The organism is Bradyrhizobium sp. cf659 (genome assembly GCF_900113725.1).
Classification (GTDB): Bacteria; Pseudomonadota; Alphaproteobacteria; order Rhizobiales; family Xanthobacteraceae; genus Bradyrhizobium.
This window is the reverse complement of record NZ_FOQJ01000005.1, coordinates 424,055-441,492: the sequence shown is the minus strand read 5'-3', so window position 1 is coordinate 441,492 and position 17,438 is coordinate 424,055. Positions and strand designations below refer to the sequence as shown.

The window sequence follows — 17,438 nt, the reverse complement described above, 5'->3', positions numbered from 1 at the left end:
GGTCAAGCCGCCCTGCGATCGAGCAACCGGCCGAGCGGCGTGTTGGGTTGGGCGGCGGCGGCCCCCAGCAGCGCGACGAGATCCTCCATCCACTCGCCGACCATGCGGCCGTCGAGCAGTTCGCCCTTGTAATTGCATGAACCGGTGATTCCGGTCGGGCGCTCCTTGAGCATCAGCGACAGCCAGGTCTGGTCGATCGGCAGCACCGGCTGCCCCTCGCGCGCGACGTTTCCGATCGATTGCACCGCAATCTCCGGCAGATCGAGCGGCTGGCGCAGCGGATTTTGCAGCGTGAAATAGACCTGGAGCAGCGCGGCCGGGTCGATCCCCTCCTGCTCCAGATGGTCGGCCAGCATGTTGAACGGCAGTTCCTGCCGCGCATGGGCATCGAGCACGCTCTGGCGCACCCGGACCAAGGCTTGCGCGAACGACAGATCCGGCGTGATTTTCGTGCGGACGATCACCGTATTCTCGAACGGGCCGACGATTCGCTCGGTGTCCGGCTGGGCGCGATTGGCCATCGCGGTGGCGACCGAGATATCGGTGCGGCCGGTCCGTGCCAGCAGCAGGGCCTTCAGGCCGGTGAGCAGGCACATGAACAGCGTGGCGTTCTGCTGGCCGGCGAACGCCGTGAGCCGCGCGATCAGATCGGGCTCGAACCTGAGCGGATGGTGACCGGTGGATGCGCCCGGGCCTGCGTCGCCGTCAAAGATCGGGGCCGAACCGCGCAGATTCTTCGTCCAGTCGGCGGCCTGGCGGCGGGCGGCGTCGGTGCCGCACCACCAGCGCTGCCAGCGCGCGACGTCCGAAAAGGCCGGCGGCAGTTTCGGCAGCGGCGCCGAGGGACGTCCGGCCAGCGTCGCATAGCGGCTCGACAGTTCCTCGAACAGCACGCCGATCGACCAGCCGTCGGCAACGGCATGATGCAGCGTCAGCAGCAGCACGTGGTCGTCGGCATGGAGCCGCAACAGCCGTGCCCGCAACAGCGGCGGCCGCGCGGTGTCGAACGGGGTGTAGGTCTCCTGCTCGATCAGGAGATCGATCTTCCTGAGTTCGAGGGCCTGGCGCCGCTTGTTGTTGTGCGGCCGCCCGTCGCCGATGACTTCGACGGTGAGGACGGGCCCGAGTTCGCCGGGTGTGGCGAGGCGGCTGATGGGCTCCCCGCCGTTCCAGCCGAACGCGGTCCGCAGCGATTCGTGGCGGCGCACGATGTCGCCGAACGCCTGGGCGAGGGTGGCGGTATCGAGCGGGCCCTGGAGGCGGAAGGCAAAGGGCAGGTTGAACAGCGGCAGCCGCGGCAGGTTCTGCTCGATGCGAATCATCTGGTCCTGCGCGATCGAGAGCGTTGGAGGGCCGCTTTCGATCAGCCGCGATACGGTTGCGGCAGGCTTGTGCGGCTTCGCCGCCACGGCCTCGTCGACCCGACGGGCGAGTTCCTCGATCGTCGGCGCCTCGAAAATGGTCTTGATCGGCAGCGAGACGCCGAGCGCACGAGCGACGCGCGCCATCGCCTGGCCCGCCAGCAGCGAATGGCCGCCGAGATCGAAGAAATTGTCGGTGACACCGAGGCTCTCGACCTTCAGCAGATCGATCCAGATGTCGGAGAGCACCTTTTCGGTGAAATGGCGCGCCGGCACGGCCGCATCCGGCCCGGAGGTCTCCTGCTGCGCGGGCGCCAGCAGCGCGGACCGGTCGATCTTGCCATGGGCGTTGAGGGGCACCTGATCCAGGAACAGGAATGCGGACGGGATGGCGTGGCCGGGCAGCCGGCCCTTGATGAATTCGCGCAACGCGCTGGCGCTGACCCGGCTGCCGGGCCTTGCGACGATATGGGCGATCAGCCTGACATCGCCGCTGGCCTCGCTGCGTGGCTCGACGATGCCGGCGCGCACGCTTGGATGGTCGGCCAGCGCGTTCTCGATCTCCTTGAGCTCGATGCGGTAGCCGCGAACCTTGACCTGATGGTCGGAGCGGCCGAGGCATTCGATCGTGCCGTCGGCGCGGCGGCGGGCGAGGTCGCCGGTCCGGTACAGCCGGCTAGCCTGGCGCGAGAACGGATCGGGCAGGAAGCGTTGCTTGTTCTGCGCGGGATCGTTGATATAGCCGCGTCCGACGCCGGCGCCGCCGATGCAGAGCTCGCCGGTCACGCCGACCGGCTGCGGCTCAAGGTTGGCGTCGAGCACATAGAGCTGGGTGTTCGGCAGCGGCGCGCCGACCGGAACATTGCCCGTCGCGGTCGCCGGCGGCTTGGTCAGGCGATGCAGGGAGACGTCGTCGGAACATTCCGACGCACCATAGGCATTGATCAGCGGCACCTTCGGGCAGCGGGCGAACCAGGCGCGGCAGAGATCGACCGGCAGCGGCTCGCCGGTCGAGATCAGGAGACGGAGCCTTGCAAAGGCGCGCTGGATCTTCGCCTCGTCCATGCGATCGAGAACCACCCGCAGCAGCGACGGGACGATCTCGATCACGGTGATCTGCTCGCGCTCGATCTCCTGCGCGAGCAGGATCGGGTCTTGCACGATCGCGTTGCCGCAAATGTGCACGCGCGCGCCGACCATCGGCCCGGCGAGGAACTGCCAGACCGAGATGACGAAGCTCTGCGGCGCGGTCTGCGCGATCACATCCCTGGCCGAGAGGTTCAGCCCTGATATCAGCGACGCCAGATGGTTCGACAGCCCGCGCTGCTCGATCATGACGCCCTTCGGTGCTCCGGAGGAGCCGGACGTATAGATGAGATAGGCGAGGCTGGATGCTGCGCGCCGCGCCGCGCGGGCCGGCTTGGTCGTCCCTGGCGCGATCGCGTCTTCGAGCGCGGCCACCTGGATGCGCTCGACCAGCGGCTCGAGCAGTGCCTCGACCATGGCCGATTGGGCGCGCCCGGTCAGCAGCACACGGGCGCAGCTCGATCCGAGAATGGTCGCAAGCCGCGCCGGCGGCTGGTCGGGATCGAGGTTCAGGAAGGCCGCGCCCACGCGCTGCACCGCGATCATTGCGGCGAGCAGATCGGGTCCGCGCTCCGCGAGCAAGGCGACCACGCTCTCGGCACCGACGCCTTCGCGGGCCAGCCAGCGCGCAGCCGCCTGGCTGCGCCGGGCCAGCTCGCGATAGCTCAGGGATGCGTGTCCGTCCGACACCGCAACAGCGTTCGGCGTCGTCCTGGCCTGACGGTCGAAGCGTTCGCTCAAGTTGCCGCGCGTGGTGAAATTGGCCGGCACGCCGTGGCCCTTCGCCAGCAGTTGCCGGCGTTCGGCTTCGGTCAGCAGCGGCAGGCGCGAGATGCGCTGCTCCGGATTGGCGATGACGGCCTTGAGCAGGGTCTTGAATTGAGCCGCCATGTCTTCGATCGTGGCCGCGTCGAACAGATCGATGGCATACTCGAAGAACCCGGTGAATCGCCCATCGGCCTCGACCAGCTCGAGCGTGATGTCGAAGCGCGCCACTTCTGGATCGACCTCCAGCCGCCGTGTCGACAGGCCGGGGAAGCGTGCCGCCTCGATCGAGGCGTTCTGGAGGATGAACATGATCCGGAACAGCGGATTGCCGTCGCTCCGGCGTGCGATCTGAAGCGCGCGCAGCACCTCCTCGATCGGGAGGTCCTGATTGCGATAGGCATCCAGCGTGACCTGCCGCACCCGCCGCAACATTTCGCCGAAGCTCGGATCGCCGCCAAAATCGTTGCGCAGGATCAGGGTGTTGGCGAACAGCCCGATCAGGCGCTCGCTCTCGATCTGGTTGCGGTTGGCGATCAGCGATCCGGTCGCGACATCCTCATGCGAGGTGTGACGGAAGAGCAGGCACTGAAACACCGCGAGCAGGGTCATGAAGGGCGTGACGCCCTGGTCCTGGCTCAGCGCGCGGACATCGCCCGAGAGGGTCCTGGAGAATTCGAAATAGTGACGGGCGCCGTGACCGCTCCAGATCTCCGGCCGTGGCCGGTCGGTCCGCAGCGGCAGCGTGGTGACGCCGTCGAGTTGCGCCCGCCAGTATTCGAGCTGCTCCTTTGCCGCCGGCGTTCGCGCCCAGCCCTGCTGCCACAGCGCAAAGTCGCGATATTGGAAAGTGGGCGAGGGCAGCGCCGCCACGCTGCTCTTGCGTGCCGCGGCATAATGGGCGGCGAGCTCCTCCCAGAACAGCCGCTGCGACCAGCCATCGGTGACGAGGTGATGAAAATTGACCACCAGCGCGTGGCTGGACTTGTCGAACGACAGCAGCGTGACCTTCAGCGGCGGCTCGTGCGCCAGGTCGAACGGATATTGCGCGAGCTTGAGCGCCTCGCGCCGGATCACCGCGGCCTGCTTGTCCGCAGGGCAGGGCTTGAGCTTGATCCGCTCGAATTTTGGCGGCGATCGCAGCACAAGCTGCGCCGGCTCGCCCTGCCGTTCGATGAAGACCGAGCGCAGCGCCTCATGGCGGGCACAGATCGCGGTGAGGCTCGCAGACAGCGCGGCGACGTCGACCGGGCCTTTGAGAAGCGCGACTTCGACGACATTATAGTTGTAGCGGGTCGGATCGAGCCGCGAGAGCACGTACATCCGCTGCTGCTGGAACGACAGCGGTGCGTCTGCTGTCGCAGCTAGGGCCCGGCGCCAGGCCGGCAGCGCCGCTTCGCGATGGGTTGCGGCAGTCTCCAGCCGGGCCGCAAGCGCGGCGACCGTGGCGCAATCGAAAATGTCCTCGAACGAGAAGTCGACGTTGAAGCGCTCGCGCAGGCGCGAACGCATCTGCGTCACCGCAAGCGAGTCCGCGCCGAGCGCGAAGACGTCCTGATCGATGCCGACCTGCGGCAGCTCCAGCAGACCGGCCCAGATCTCCGCGAGCTGCGTTTCCAGCGTGGTGCGCGGCAGGCGCGCCGCGTCGGCATCCTCTGCCGTCGCGATCAGATCGGCCAGTGCATTGCGCTTGACCTTGCCGCTGGCGCCCTTCGGCAGCGCCGTCACGCCGCGGATCAGGCTCGGCACCTTGTAGGCCGCGAGACGCTTTCGCGCGAACTGGCGCAACTGGTCCGAGGTCGCCTCGGAATTCGCGCGCAACACCACGACGGCGGCGACGTTCTCGCCGAGCTTTGGGTGCGGAACGGCAAAGACGCCGGCCTCCAGCACCGCCGGATGGCTGAGCAGGACCTCTTCCACCTCCAGCGGCGAGATCTTCTGCCCGCCGCGATTGATGACGTCCTTGATGCGGCCGACGATGAAGAGATAGCCGTCGGCATCGAGATAGCCGAGATCGCCGGTCCGGAACCAGCCGTTGCGGAATGCGGCCTGCGTCGCCGCCTCGTCATTATGATAGCCACGCGACATGTTCGCTCCGCGCAGCACGATCTCGCCGTGCTGGCCGCTTGCGACCGCGCGGCCCGTCTCGTCCATGATCGCGATCTCGGGCCCTGCGGCGCGGCCGACCGATCCGACCTTGCGCAGCTCGAACGGATTGGCCGCGATCTGCGAGGCCGCCTCCGTCATGCCGTAGGTCTCGAGCACGGGAACGCCGAACGTCGCCTCCAGTCCGCCAAGGATCGCGGGCGCGAGCGAGGCCGAGGCCGAGCGGATCACGCGCAGCGACGAGGCCCGGGCGCGGTCCGGATTCGCTTCCGCCGCCGTCAGCAGCGCGCGATGAATGGTCGGCACCGCCGTGTACCAGGTCGGTTGCAGCTCCCGCATCCAGCCGAAGAAGGACGAGGCGTCGAAACCGTCGGTGCAGATCACGCTGGAGCCCGCGGCCAGCGCCGTCAGGAGGCCCGAGATCAAACCATGGGCGTGAAACAGCGGCAGGACGTTGAGCAGGCGATCATGAGATGTGAGCGACAGAACGCGGCCGGCATTGGTGGCGGACAGGCACACATTGCGATGCGTGAGCGGCACCATTTTCGGCCTCGCCGCCGTGCCCGACGTCAACAGGATGAACGCATCGTCGTCGCCGCGCGAGGCGCCGCTCGTGCTCGCCGGACCGATAGTGGGGCCCACGAACGCGCAGCCGCCGAGATCGTCTTTCGGCCCCGGCACGAAATCGATCACCGCGATATCGAGCGCCCTGGCGACGTCGCGACTGGCCGAGTTCATGTCGGCCCGGGTGACGAGTGCCGTCAGCTTCAATTCGCTGAAATAGCGTTGCAGCTCGTCCGCGGTCAGATCGGGATTGACGGGGACGCAGGCGCCGGCCGAGGCGACCGCGATCAGTGCCAGCGCGCTGTCGGCGCCGCGCGGCAGCGCAACCGCAATCCGGTCAGCCGGCGCGATGCCGAGCCCGCGCAGCGTGCGGACCAGATCCTGGGTCCGCTCGCCAAGCGCGCCGTAGGTGAGGGCCGGCCGGCCAGGGGCGAGAAGAGCGGGCGCCGCGGGCGTCCTGCGGGCGTAGAAGTCGAGAAGGCCGCCGATATGGGAAAAGATCTTCGTTTCGCCGCTCGCGCCGACCGATCCCGCTCCGGATGCAATGTCCGACAATGCCATTCCTTTTTGATCTGATTGAGCTATTCTTCCTAGAAGTTAGGGAACGCGTCCAGTCTGAGGTGAAGTTCGGGCCCCAAAATCTGTGGTTGAGGGGCCTAAAGCCCTTCGACGGAGTGAGGGTTGGGCAGAATCACCATGCTGGAGAATGAGCCGGGCACGGAAGCGGATGGCGGGCTGAAGCGCTGGCTCGAAGGTATCGGCCTTGCGCACTATTCCGATCTCTTCGCGCAGCACCGTCTCGATCTCGATGTCATGGGGGATCTTACCGAATCCGACCTGGTCGAGCTCGGATTGCCGCTTGGCGATCGCAAGCGGCTCCAGCGGGCGATGGCGGCGCTGTTCCGGGCTGAAACGGCGGAGGCGCCCGCCGTGGCGGCGCGTCCGCCGACCCGGGTGGAGGTCGGAGCCGAACGGCGCCAGCTCACCACCATGTTCTGCGACATGGTGGATTCCACCTCGCTCTCGGCGCAGTTCGATCCGGAAGACGTGCGCGACTTGATCGCAAGCTTCCGCGAGACCTGCGTCCGCGTGGTCAAGCATTACGAGGGATTTGCCGCCCGGTTCGTCGGCGATGGTATTTTGGTCTATTTCGGCTATCCGACCGCACATGAGGACGACGCCGAGCGCGCGGTGCGTGCGGGGCTCGAGATCGTGCGGGTGCTGTCGACCGCACGCGCGATCGAGCCGCGTGGCGCGCTCAGCCACTCGCCCGCCGTCCGCATCGGGATCGCGACCGGTCTCGTCGTGGTCGGCGACCTCGTGGGACAGGGCACCGAAGAGCGCGACTCCGCGGTCGGAGAAACCGTCAACCTCGCCGCGCGCCTGCAAGGCCTGGCGCCGCCCAACGGCGTGGTGATTTCCGCTTCGACCCAGTCGCTGCTGAAGGGGAAGTTCGACTACCGCAATCTCGGCGTCCATGCGCTGAAGGGCATCTCGGAGAAAGCGCAAGCCTGGCACGTGGTGCGCGCCTCGCGGGTGGAGACCCGCTTCGCCGCCGCGATGGGCACGCGGCTGACCCCGCTCGTCAACCGCGAGGAGGAGATCGCGCTGCTGATGGGGCGCTGGCAGCAGGCCAAGGACGGCGACGGCCAGGTCGTGGTCAAGTTCGGCGAGCCCGGCATCGGCAAGTCGCGCGTCATCCAGGAAATTTTCGAGCGGATCGCGGGCGACCGCCACGGACAGGTCTCGTTCCAGTGCTCGCCCTACTACACGTCCACCGCGTTCTATCCGTTCGCCGAGCAACTCAAATTCTCGCTCGGCCTCGACCGCGAGGATGCGTCCGCGCTGTCGCTGGCGAGCCTGGAGACCGCGATCGCCGCCGCTCATGGCGACATCGAGCAGGTCACGCCGCTGTTTGCCGCGCTGTTGTCCATACCGACCGGAGACCGCTATCCGCCGCTCGAGCTGTCGCCGCAGCAGCAGAAGGATGCGACGGTCGCGGCGCTGGTCAATCACTTCCTCGGCCTCGCGCGCGAGATGCCACTGGTGATCGCGTTCGAGGACCTGCACTGGATCGATCCGACCTCCCGCGAGGTCATCGACCTCCTCGTCGACCGGGTGCAGAACCGGCCGATCCTGGCCGTCATCACCGCCCGCTCCGAATTCCAGCCCAGCTGGAACGCGCATTCGCACATCACCACCCTGGTGCTGAACCGCCTGAGCCGGCAGCTGCGCGCGACGCTGGTCGAGCGCGTCGCCGGACGGGAGCTGCCCAAGGAGGTCGTCGAGGAGATCATCGTCAAGACCGACGGCGTGCCGTTGTTCCTGGAAGAGCTGACCAAGACCGTTCTCGAATCCAACCTCCTGACCGAGCGGCACGGGCGCTACGTGCTGTCGGGCCCATGGCGGCAGCTCGCGATCCCGGCAACCCTGACGGATTCGCTGATGGCGCGGCTCGACCGCATGGGCCCGTTCAAGCGGATCGCGCAGATCGGCGCCACCATCGGCCGCGAGTTCTCCTACGAGACGCTCCAGGCCGTCGCCGACACGTCGGCGGAGCAGATCGAGGCCGCGCTCAACCATCTGGAGGAAGCCGGGCTGATCATGCGCCGTGGCCATCCGCCGGATGCGCTCTACTCGTTCAAGCACGTGATGATCCAGAACGCCGCGCATGCGAGCCTGCTGCACAGCGAGCGGCGCAAGCTGCATGCCCGCATCGCGCAGGTGCTTGCCGAGATGTATCCGGAGAAGACCGAGCGCGAGCCGGAGTTGCTCGCCCATCATCTGACCGAATCCGGCCAGAGCGAGGGTGCCGCGAGCTTCTGGCTCAAGGCCGGCAAACAGGCAGCCAAGAGCGGCGCCAATCTCGAGGCGATCGGCCATCTGCGCCGCGGCCTCAGCGTCGTGCAGGCCAATGCGCGCATGCAGGGCGCCGACGAGATGGAGCTCGAGCTGCGCATCGCGCTCGGCAACGCGCTGATCGCCGCCAAGGGCTATGCCGTGCAGGAGGTCGAGGAGAATTACATCCGCGCGCTCGAGCTCGGCCAGCAGCTCGACGACGACGAAAAGGCCTTTGCCGCCACGCGCGGCCTCTGGGTCTGCCATTTCATCCGCGCCGATCTTACCCGCGCGCACGATCTCAGCGTCGAGCTGTTGAAGTTCGCCAAGCGCCAGCGGCTGAACGAGCGGACGCAGCCGGCGCAGCAGACCGGCTATCTGATCGAGGCGCATCGCTCGATCGCGATGACCATGCTCTATCGCGGCCGCTTCGCCGCCTCGCAGCATCATCTGCACCGCTGCATCAACCTCTACAGCCCCGATCTGCACTCAGATCTGATGGAGCGCCACGGCACCGACCCCGGCGTGGTCTCGCTGTCCTATCTCGGCTATCTCCTGTGGTTCCTCGGCCGGCCCGACGCGGCGCGCCAGCACAGCGAGCAGGCGATCGCGAATGCCGAGAAGATCCGCCACCCCTTCACGCTCGCCTTCGCGCTCGTGTTCGGCGCCTATCTCTGCCAGCATTTGCGCGACGTCGAGGGCACGCGCGACCACGCCAACCGCGCCATGATCATCGCCACCGAACACAATTTCCTGCACTGGAAGCAGCAGGCGGCGATCCTGCGCGGCTGGGCGCTGACCCAGCTCGGCGAAGCCGACGAAGGCCTCAGCCAGATGCGCTTCGGCCTCGACGAATATGAGGCGATGGATTCCTGGCTCGCCGGCTGCTGGTTCCGCTGCCTGCTCGCGGAAGCCTACGCCAAGGTCGGGATGCGGGATGCCGCCTTGCGCGCGCTGGACGGCGCGCTCGCGACCGCCAGAAGGACCGGCGATCACTCCTATCTCGCCGAGGTCTATCGCCTGCAAGGCGAGATCACGCTGTCGGACGGCGACCCGGCCTCGGTGCAGGAGGCCGAGGATCTGTTCGGCCTGTCGCTGGAGATCGCGCGCAAGCAGGGCGCGCTGTCCTGGGAGCTTCGCACCGCCGTCAGCCTCGCGCGTCTGTCGCTCGAGGCCGGCAAGCGCGAGCACGCAAGGCTCCTGCTCGTGCCGATCGTCGGCAGGTTCAGCGAGGGGTTCTACACGCCGGACCTGAAGCAGGCGATGCAACTGGTCAACGAACTCGGGTCCGACGCGCCCGTTCGTGAACGGGCCGATCCCTGACATGAGCGATCTCGCCGCCGCGCGTGCGCGCTACGTGGAAAGAATCGCAAAGCGCGAGCGGATTTCCTCGAAGCGCCTGCTCGAAGCGCTCGCCGCCGTGCCGCGCGAGGATTTTCTGGCGAAAGGACCCTGGCGCATCAAGAGCGAGGCGGCGCGCAGCTACCGGCTGACACCCGACGCCGATCCCGTTCATCTCCAGGACAATGTGCTGGTCGCGATCGACGCGCGCCGCAAGCTCGACACCGGTCTGCCGAGCCTGTGGGCGCATTTCATCGATTTGCTCGACGTCGGGGAGAAGGACCGCGTGGTCCAGATCGGCTGCGGGCTCGGCTATTTCTCGGCGGTGCTGTCCAGGATCGTCGGTCCGAAGGGCAGGGTGCGTGCAATCGAATGCGACGAGCGGCTTGCGGCTCGTGCCGCGAACTATCTTCGCGCCTATCGCAATGTCGAGGTCGTCCACGGCGACGGGTGCGAGGACATCGGCGCGCCCGCCGATGTGATCATCGTGCATGCCGGCTTCTCGCATCCGCATCCGCTCTGGCTCCAGTCGCTCCGTCCGCGCGGCCGCCTTCTGGTGCCGCTGACCCAGCGGGACCGCGAAGGCACGGTCATCAGGATCACGCGCAAGGGCAAGAGGTTCGAGGCCGAGCCGGTCCAGCAGATCCGGATCTTTCCCGGCCGGGGCCGCGGCACGACCGCGCTCGACGACCGCGTCGCCGACTGGTGGCAGCGCGCCTCCGCCCTGGCGCCGCTGCGCTTTCGCGGCATCGAGCAGGGGCTGCCGTCGGATGGCTGATGCTTCGTTTCACTTTACCTTGATTCAGGTTGTGAGTTTCCCCCGCCTCCCGGTGCGGCTATGACGGTGGCCTGATGGCCATTTGAGCACGCTCCATGCATTCCGTTGCACTGCTGACTGCCAGCTATGCCAAGGATATCGAACGCTTTTCGCTGCTCAGCGAGAGCATCGACACCTGGCTGACGGGATATACGCGGCATTATGTTCTCGTTAACGATGAGGACGTGCCGCTGTTCGAGCGGTTCGCTTCCGACAAGCGGGTCATCGTTCCAGCCTCGCGCTACTTGCCGAAATGGCTCTGGGCGCTGCCGCCGGCGCTCCAGTTCATCAGCAGCCGTCGGGTCTGGCTGTCGCTGCTGTCGTCACCCGTCCACGGCTGGCACATCCAGCAGATCCTGAAGATCGCCGGCGTCCTCTATGCGTCCGAGCAGCGCGTCTGCATCCTGGATTCGGACAATCTGTTCTTCCGCGAATTCGACGTCGGCCAATATGCCGGCGGCGAGAAGACGCCGCTGTTCGTCACGCGCAGGGGGATCGACGCCGACCATCCCTTGCATGTGCTGTGGCTCCGCACCGTCGATCAGCTTCTCGGTATCAAGGAGCGCTCGTTTCCGGCGGACGACTATGTCGGCAATGCGCTGGTCTGGGACAAGGACACCGCGCGTGCGATGACCGACGCCATCAAGGGGGCGACGGGCCTGAGCTGGGCTCTCGCACTATGCCGCAAGAAGAAGTTTTCCGAGTACCTGCTCTACGGCCACTTCGTCGCCAATTCGCCGAAGCACCTGGCCGCGCACCGGGTGACGGAAGACAGTATCGCGGTCTCGCATTGGGATGACACGCGCCTCGACCGTCCGGCCATCGAGGCGATGATGCACGCCGCCACGCCCGAGCAGGTCGCGCTCTGCATCCAGTCCTATTCGTCGACCTCGATCGACGACATCCGCGACGTGTTCCGTCTCAGCTCGCGCGACCGTCGCGGACCGAGCCTGTCTCCCGATCATATGGGGGACACGGTCGAATTCGAGACGCCGAGGACGCGCTAAGGCAAGCTGCTCTCAAACGTCCCTAGTAAACTTGCTGATGACGTCCATGAACGGCTTCGGCTTGAACTCGCCGTCGAGCGGCAGCGGGCGGTTCGGCTGCTTGTCCGCGCGGGCGAAGGTGCCGTTGATCCAGCTGTAGCGATCCGAGAGGCCCCAGGTCAGGATCGAGCGCGCCGGACCGCTGGCGGAAATGGCCGTCAGCAGATCGTCGACGCGCTTGGCGACGATGGCGTCGCGCTCGGCCGGATTGCCCGTCAGCTTCTGATCGTCGACGTCGAGTTCGGTGACGAGAACGTCCAGCCCCCACGAGCGGAGCTCGGTGACGAATTCGGCCAGCCCATGCGTGTCGATCTCGAGCTCGGCATGCAGATGCGATTGCAATCCCACGGCGTGCAGCGGCACGCCCTGGTCGAGCAGCTCCATGATCAGGTGGCGGTAGGCTGCGCGCTTGGCGATGAAGGAATCCTTCGCCGATTCGATGTCATATTCGTTGATCGCGAGCTTGACGAAGGGATCGGCCGCGGCCGCCGTGCGGAAGGCGAGCGGGATCCAGCTGCTGCCGAGATGCTGCGTCCAGAACGTGTCGCGCCGGTCTTTCGGACTGCGGGGATTGTCCGGGATCGGCTCGTTGACGACGTCCCACGACGTCAGCTTGTCCTTGTAGTAGGAGACGACGGTGCCGATGTGGTCGACGAAAGCGCGCTCGACGCCTTTGGCGTCCTTGATCTGCTTGGTCCAGTCCGGAATGTCGTGATACCAGGCGAGCGCATGCCCCCGCATCGTCAGATCGTTCGCCTGCGCAAAATCCAGGATCGCATCGGCGCGTTCGAAAGCAAACGTGTGTGCGTTCGGCCGCAGCATCGGCCATTTCAGCTCGAGCACCGGTACGACCTGCGTGCAATAGGTGCTGATGGCTTCGCCGAGCCGCGGATCGGCCTGCAGGTCCCAGAGCGTGGCCGCAGCGCCAAAGCCGGCACGGCGCTGGGCAAGCTTCGACGCCGGCAGGGCCGACGCGGATGCGCCCGCCGCAAGCGTTGCGGCAGTGCCGAGAAGGAATTCGCGTCTGTCGAGCCTGGCCACGGCATTCCTTTTGGGAACCAACGCACCATCGTACCAAGCGGCGCTGTGCGACGCCGGGGTTTCGTCGTGTTGGGTTAACCTTTGCCGGGTATCCGGTGCGTCAACGCTCATGCCGCTGCACCGCTGTTCCGGCGCGGCCACGCGCTGGAAAAGGTCGTACGGCGCCTGGATCATGGTCTCTTTCCCGTGATCGCGGCCGCCGGTTCGAGGAAGGGCAAATTTAACGCTAACGCGCGAAACCCGCCGCGTGGCTCCATTCGCGGCCCGATTTGCAGACTTATGTGACACTCTTCGGGGATGCTGCGGCGCAGTCGATCGCCGCGCCAAGGTCCAACCGATTAACGGCCGCAAAACTCGCATGACCGCTTCCGGTCCCGTGCCCGCATGCTGAACCGCCATTTCTCCATCTACCTGGTCGCCTACATCCTGCCTGCGGCGGTGGGCTTCGTCGCGGTCACCGCCTACACGAGGCTGCTGACGCCCGCAGAGTACGGCGTCTATGTCGTCGGCATCAGCCTTGCCGGCATTCTGGGCGCGATCTTCTTCGCCTGGATCAAGCTGTCGGTGTCCCGCTATCAGGCGATGTCGGCGGAGGTGGATTTTCGTGGCACGGCGATGGTCGCCTTCGGGCTCACGGTCGCGGTGCTCTGTGCCACGACCCCGCTGGTCTTCCTGTTCCGCAGCGACGTCAGCGTCGAGCTGCTGCTCGCCAGCATGTTCGTCGCGATCATGGCCAATGCGGTCGATGTCGGCCAGGAGTTCGAGCGCGCCAAATTGCGCCCCTACCGATTCGCGGCGATTTCGATCGTACGCAGCGTATCGAGCGTCGGCTTCGGCCTGCTCGGGATCTGGCTCGGCTGGGGCGGCATGGGCCTGCTCGCGGCGTTCGGGCTGGGCTCGCTGACCGGCATCATTCTCAATCTCGTCGGCGACCGCACCCGGATCGCAGGCTTCCAGCGTAGCCAGTTCATGCAGCTGGCGCGCTATGGCCTGCCGCTGACGCTGGCCGGTCTCTCGGTCGCGCTGTACTCGACCTGCGACCGCCTCATCGTCGCTTATCTCCTCGGCAAGGACGCCGCCGGCATCTTTGGCGTCGCTGCCGATCTGCCGCGCCAGTTCATGGTGATGATCGCCTCCAGCGTCGCCGCGGCGACCGTGCCGCTGGTGTTCCGATCGCTGTCGGAGAAGAACAATGAGACCACCCGCGAGCGGCTGAGCGAGAGTCTCGAGCTGCTGCTCGTCGTCGTCGCGCCGGTCGCGATCTGGCTGGCGCTCGCGGCGGATCAGGTCGCAGGCACGCTGGTCGGCGTCGATTTCCGCGCCGGCGTGTCGGCGCTGCTGCCGACCCTGGTGCTCGCCCGCTTCTTCGGCATCGCCAATCAGTTCTATGTCCAGATCAGTTTTCAGCTCGCCGAACGGCCCTTCATGCTGGCGGCGCAGTCGTTCCTCACGCTGCTGGTGAGCGTCGCGCTGATGTTTGTACTGGTCGCAGGCTACGGCCTGAACGGCGCGGCACTGGCGACGCTTGCGACCGAGGCGATCGGCTTCGTCGTCGCGGTCGCGCTGATGCATCGCGCTCATGCCGTGCCGTTCGACGTCAACCGTCTCGCCGGCGTTGCCGCCTCCGCCGCGGCGATGGCGGCTGCGATTCTGATCGCGCGATCGCAAGTCGACGGCACCGGCTTCGTGGCGCTGATCATCGTGAGCCTCGCGGGCGGGCTCGCTTACGCCGCCGCGGCGTGGCTCCTCAATGTCGCAAATGTGCGAACGCTGTCGCTGCGTGTCCTGCGGACCTTCAACCGGAAGGCGCTGGGCGTCTAGCCGGAGCTGACGAGGCGCCCGGCGCAGGCCGGCCGTCGCGAACTGCCCGGGAATTTATTGCAGCGGCGACCGCACCCCGGTCGCAGCATCGTAGACCAGGATTTGCAACATCGGGAACCTGCCGAGCAGCTCGGCGCCGGCTGCTCGGGCAGCCGTTTCGCTGTCGTAACGGGTCTTGAAGTGGCCATCGACCACAAGCGAGAAGCCATCGGCCGGTGCGACGTCAGCCCGTTGAATGGTTCTCGGCGCGATCTCTTCGACTTGGGCGGCCGGCTTTTTCATGGGGTACCTTCATATCGTTGCAGGAGATGGCTCGAAGCGTTTCTTGCCGCCAACTGTCTCAATTGTCCCTCACGATCTCAGGCTTTTCATACAAGACCGCGTTCAGGAGGGAACTGTGAACCTCGATCTTGCCGTTATAGGTGATGAAGCCGAGCTTGCGAAACTTGTTCATGAAGAAGCTGACGCGTGAGCGGGTTGTCCCGATCATCTCTGCGAGAGTCTCCTGACTGACCTGCGTCGAGATGGGCTGAGTGGCGCCATCCTTGCCAAAATTCGCCAGCAGCAGGAGAAGACGCGCAAGCCGCTTCTCGCTCGAATTGAACAACTGGTCGATCAGGTCTTCTTCGATGCGGCTGTTTCGACTGAGCAGATACTCCATGAACAACTCGGAGAACTTTGGTTCGTCCTTGAGTGCGGCGAGCATCGCTGATTTCGCGATGGACGTGATCACGCATTGTTCCATCGCCACCGTTGTCGAGATCCGCAAGGGATGGCCGTTCAGGCAGCCTTCGCCGAAGAACTGTCCGGGCTCCATGATCCCGACCACGGCCTCCTTGCCCTGCTCGGAGACGACGAGAACCTTGATCCTCCCCTTCTGGATGTAGAAAACCGTGTCCGCGGCGTCGCCTTGCGAGAACACGACCTGGTTCTTGTCGAAATTCAATATGGCCTTGCCGTCGCCGACCTTGGCGAGAAAGAGTTTTGCGTCGAACGCGCTTTTCGCCGCTCTAGGCATGAGGTCGACAAAGACCTGGTGGAAGGACCTTCAGTCTAGCAGGTCCGGTGCCGGGCGCGTTAGACAAATCTTGCTTCCACCCTCGGCCTTGCCGGAGATCCCGACCAGACAATTGGGGGGCGGCGGTATCGGCCGGCTCGTCTGCGCTCAATGCCGCACGACCGTCTGATGCCGGTCCTTCATGGGTGCGGCATCCTGCTCACATTCCCGGAAAATCGCCGGCCGGCCGGCGAATGCGTCCGACCAACCCTTCCCATCTCAGTCGCGGTGTGTCATGGGGGCAGGCAAGTTCGGCGACAACGCCGGCTCCCGGCGTGAGCAATATTGCTCAGCAGGACCTCCTGGTACGGATCAATATGAGCGCGTGCGGGGCACGACCTCAGAACTGCTGCCGGAGGCGTCCGTGGGCGATAACAGTACTTCTTCGGTGGACATCGGGAGCAGACCAGAAATGACTCAAGGAACGCCGGAGATCCGCGCGTCGGCGCAGTTGCTCGCCCGCTATCGCGAGCCCGACAGTGCGCGCGGTGTTCTCGAACTGGCGATCACGGCGGTGCCGCTCTGCGTCATCTGGGCTCTGATCTGGACCGCTCTTGACCACGGCTATTGGTTTGCTCTGCTGCTCGAGGTGCCCGCGGCGGGTTTGCTGGTCCGTCTGTTCATGATCCAGCATGATTGCGGACATGGCTCGTTCTTCCGCGGCCGCGTTGCGAACGACTGGGTCGGCCGAGCCATCGGCGTGATGACACTGACGCCATACGATTACTGGCGGCAAAACCATGCCCGCCATCATGCGAACTCCGGCAATCTCGATCACAGGGGCTCGGGCGACATCGATACGTTGACCGTGCGCGAGTTTCGCGACCAATCGCGATGGCGCCGGATGCTGTATCGTTTGTATCGGCATCCCATCGTGATGTTCGGCGTAGGCCCCACGTATTTGTTCATCTTGAAGCATCGATTGCCGGTCGGGCTGATGCGCGGCGGCTGGAAGCCCTGGCTGAGTACAATGGGCACCAACGTCGCGATCGCGATTCTCGTCGCCGCGATGATCCAGCTGGTCGGCTATGGGCCATTCCTGCTGGTCCATCTGCCGATCGTCGTTCTGGCGGCGTCGATCGGTGTCTGGCTGTTCTACGTCCAGCACCAGTTCGAGCACACCTACTGGTCCCACGACGAGACCTGGAATTTTCACGACGCTGCGCTGCACGGCAGCTCCCACTATCAATTGCCGGCCGTCTTGCGATGGTTCACGGCAAATATCGGCGTCCACCACATCCATCATTTGTGCAGTCGAATTCCCTGCTATCGCCTGCCGGACGTGTTGCGGGACCATCCGCAGTTCGCCGGCGTCGGACGGATTACGCTGCTCCAGAGCTTGCGGACCGTGCGGCTGACGTTGTGGGATGAGGAGAGGCTGCAACTCGTCTCCTTTGGAGAGGCTGCTTTGACCTCAATCGCCTCGCCGACGGGGGGCGCCTCGCGGCGAGGCCGCTGAAGGTTGCGAATGCGTGCCCCGCAGTTGCGCTCACTACTGAGGTTCGGCCGGAAGGTGCTGGGCGTCTAGCCACCTTTCTCAATCCAAGCCTGTCGGTCCAAAGAATATATGCCGGTTTTGGGCCGCATCGCGTGAC

The 17,438-nt window shown here is 65.8% G+C and carries 9 protein-coding genes; 5 read left to right on the top strand and 4 right to left on the bottom strand.

Annotated elements, in window-relative coordinates; translation table 11 throughout:
• Positions 1-2 precede the first annotated feature (2 nt).
• Positions 3-6,443 (bottom strand): non-ribosomal peptide synthetase, encoded by a 6,441-nt coding sequence (locus BM118_RS24060; RefSeq protein ID WP_092187948.1) that lies wholly within the window; start codon positions 6,441-6,443, stop codon positions 3-5.
• Positions 6,444-6,578: 135 nt separating this feature from the next.
• Here BM118_RS24060 and BM118_RS24055 point away from each other — a divergent pair, with 135 nt between their 5' ends.
• From BM118_RS24055 to BM118_RS24045, 3 genes are all read left to right on the top strand, one after another.
• Positions 6,579-10,043, top strand: a complete 3,465-nt coding sequence (locus BM118_RS24055) for an ATP-binding protein (RefSeq protein WP_092187947.1) — start codon at positions 6,579-6,581, stop codon at positions 10,041-10,043.
• 1 nt (position 10,044) lies between these two features.
• Positions 10,045-10,839, top strand: coding sequence for a protein-L-isoaspartate O-methyltransferase family protein (locus BM118_RS24050; RefSeq protein ID WP_092187946.1), 795 nt, complete (start codon positions 10,045-10,047; stop codon positions 10,837-10,839).
• Between the two features lie 95 nt (positions 10,840-10,934).
• Complete coding sequence (locus BM118_RS24045; protein ID WP_092187945.1) at positions 10,935-11,885, top strand: DUF6492 family protein; 951 nt, start codon at positions 10,935-10,937, stop codon at positions 11,883-11,885.
• Positions 11,886-11,897: 12 nt separating this feature from the next.
• On the opposite strand, the gene BM118_RS24040 is transcribed toward BM118_RS24045, so the two are convergent.
• Positions 11,898-12,965, bottom strand: coding sequence for an endo-1,4-beta-xylanase (locus tag BM118_RS24040; protein WP_092187944.1), 1,068 nt, complete (start codon positions 12,963-12,965; stop codon positions 11,898-11,900).
• Between the two features lie 384 nt (positions 12,966-13,349).
• Here BM118_RS24040 and BM118_RS24035 point away from each other — a divergent pair, with 384 nt between their 5' ends.
• A complete protein-coding gene (locus tag BM118_RS24035) occupies positions 13,350-14,786 on the top strand; it encodes a lipopolysaccharide biosynthesis protein (protein WP_092187943.1) in 1,437 nt (478 codons plus the stop codon).
• 54 nt (positions 14,787-14,840) lie between these two features.
• Here BM118_RS24035 and BM118_RS24030 read toward each other — a convergent pair whose 3' ends face one another.
• Both BM118_RS24030 and BM118_RS24025 read right to left on the bottom strand, forming a co-directional pair.
• The gene (locus BM118_RS24030) at positions 14,841-15,068 is read right to left on the bottom strand and encodes a hypothetical protein (RefSeq protein WP_092187942.1); all 228 of its coding nucleotides are present in this window, start codon (positions 15,066-15,068) and stop codon (positions 14,841-14,843) included.
• A 58-nt stretch (positions 15,069-15,126) separates the two neighbouring features.
• Positions 15,127-15,804, bottom strand: coding sequence for a Crp/Fnr family transcriptional regulator (locus tag BM118_RS24025; protein WP_092187941.1), 678 nt, complete (start codon positions 15,802-15,804; stop codon positions 15,127-15,129).
• A gap of 451 nt (positions 15,805-16,255) precedes the next feature.
• Between BM118_RS24025 and BM118_RS24020 the strand changes: the two genes are divergently transcribed.
• Positions 16,256-17,302, top strand: a complete 1,047-nt coding sequence (locus BM118_RS24020; RefSeq protein ID WP_092187940.1) for a fatty acid desaturase — start codon at positions 16,256-16,258, stop codon at positions 17,300-17,302.
• The last annotated feature ends 136 nt before the right edge of the window (positions 17,303-17,438 follow it).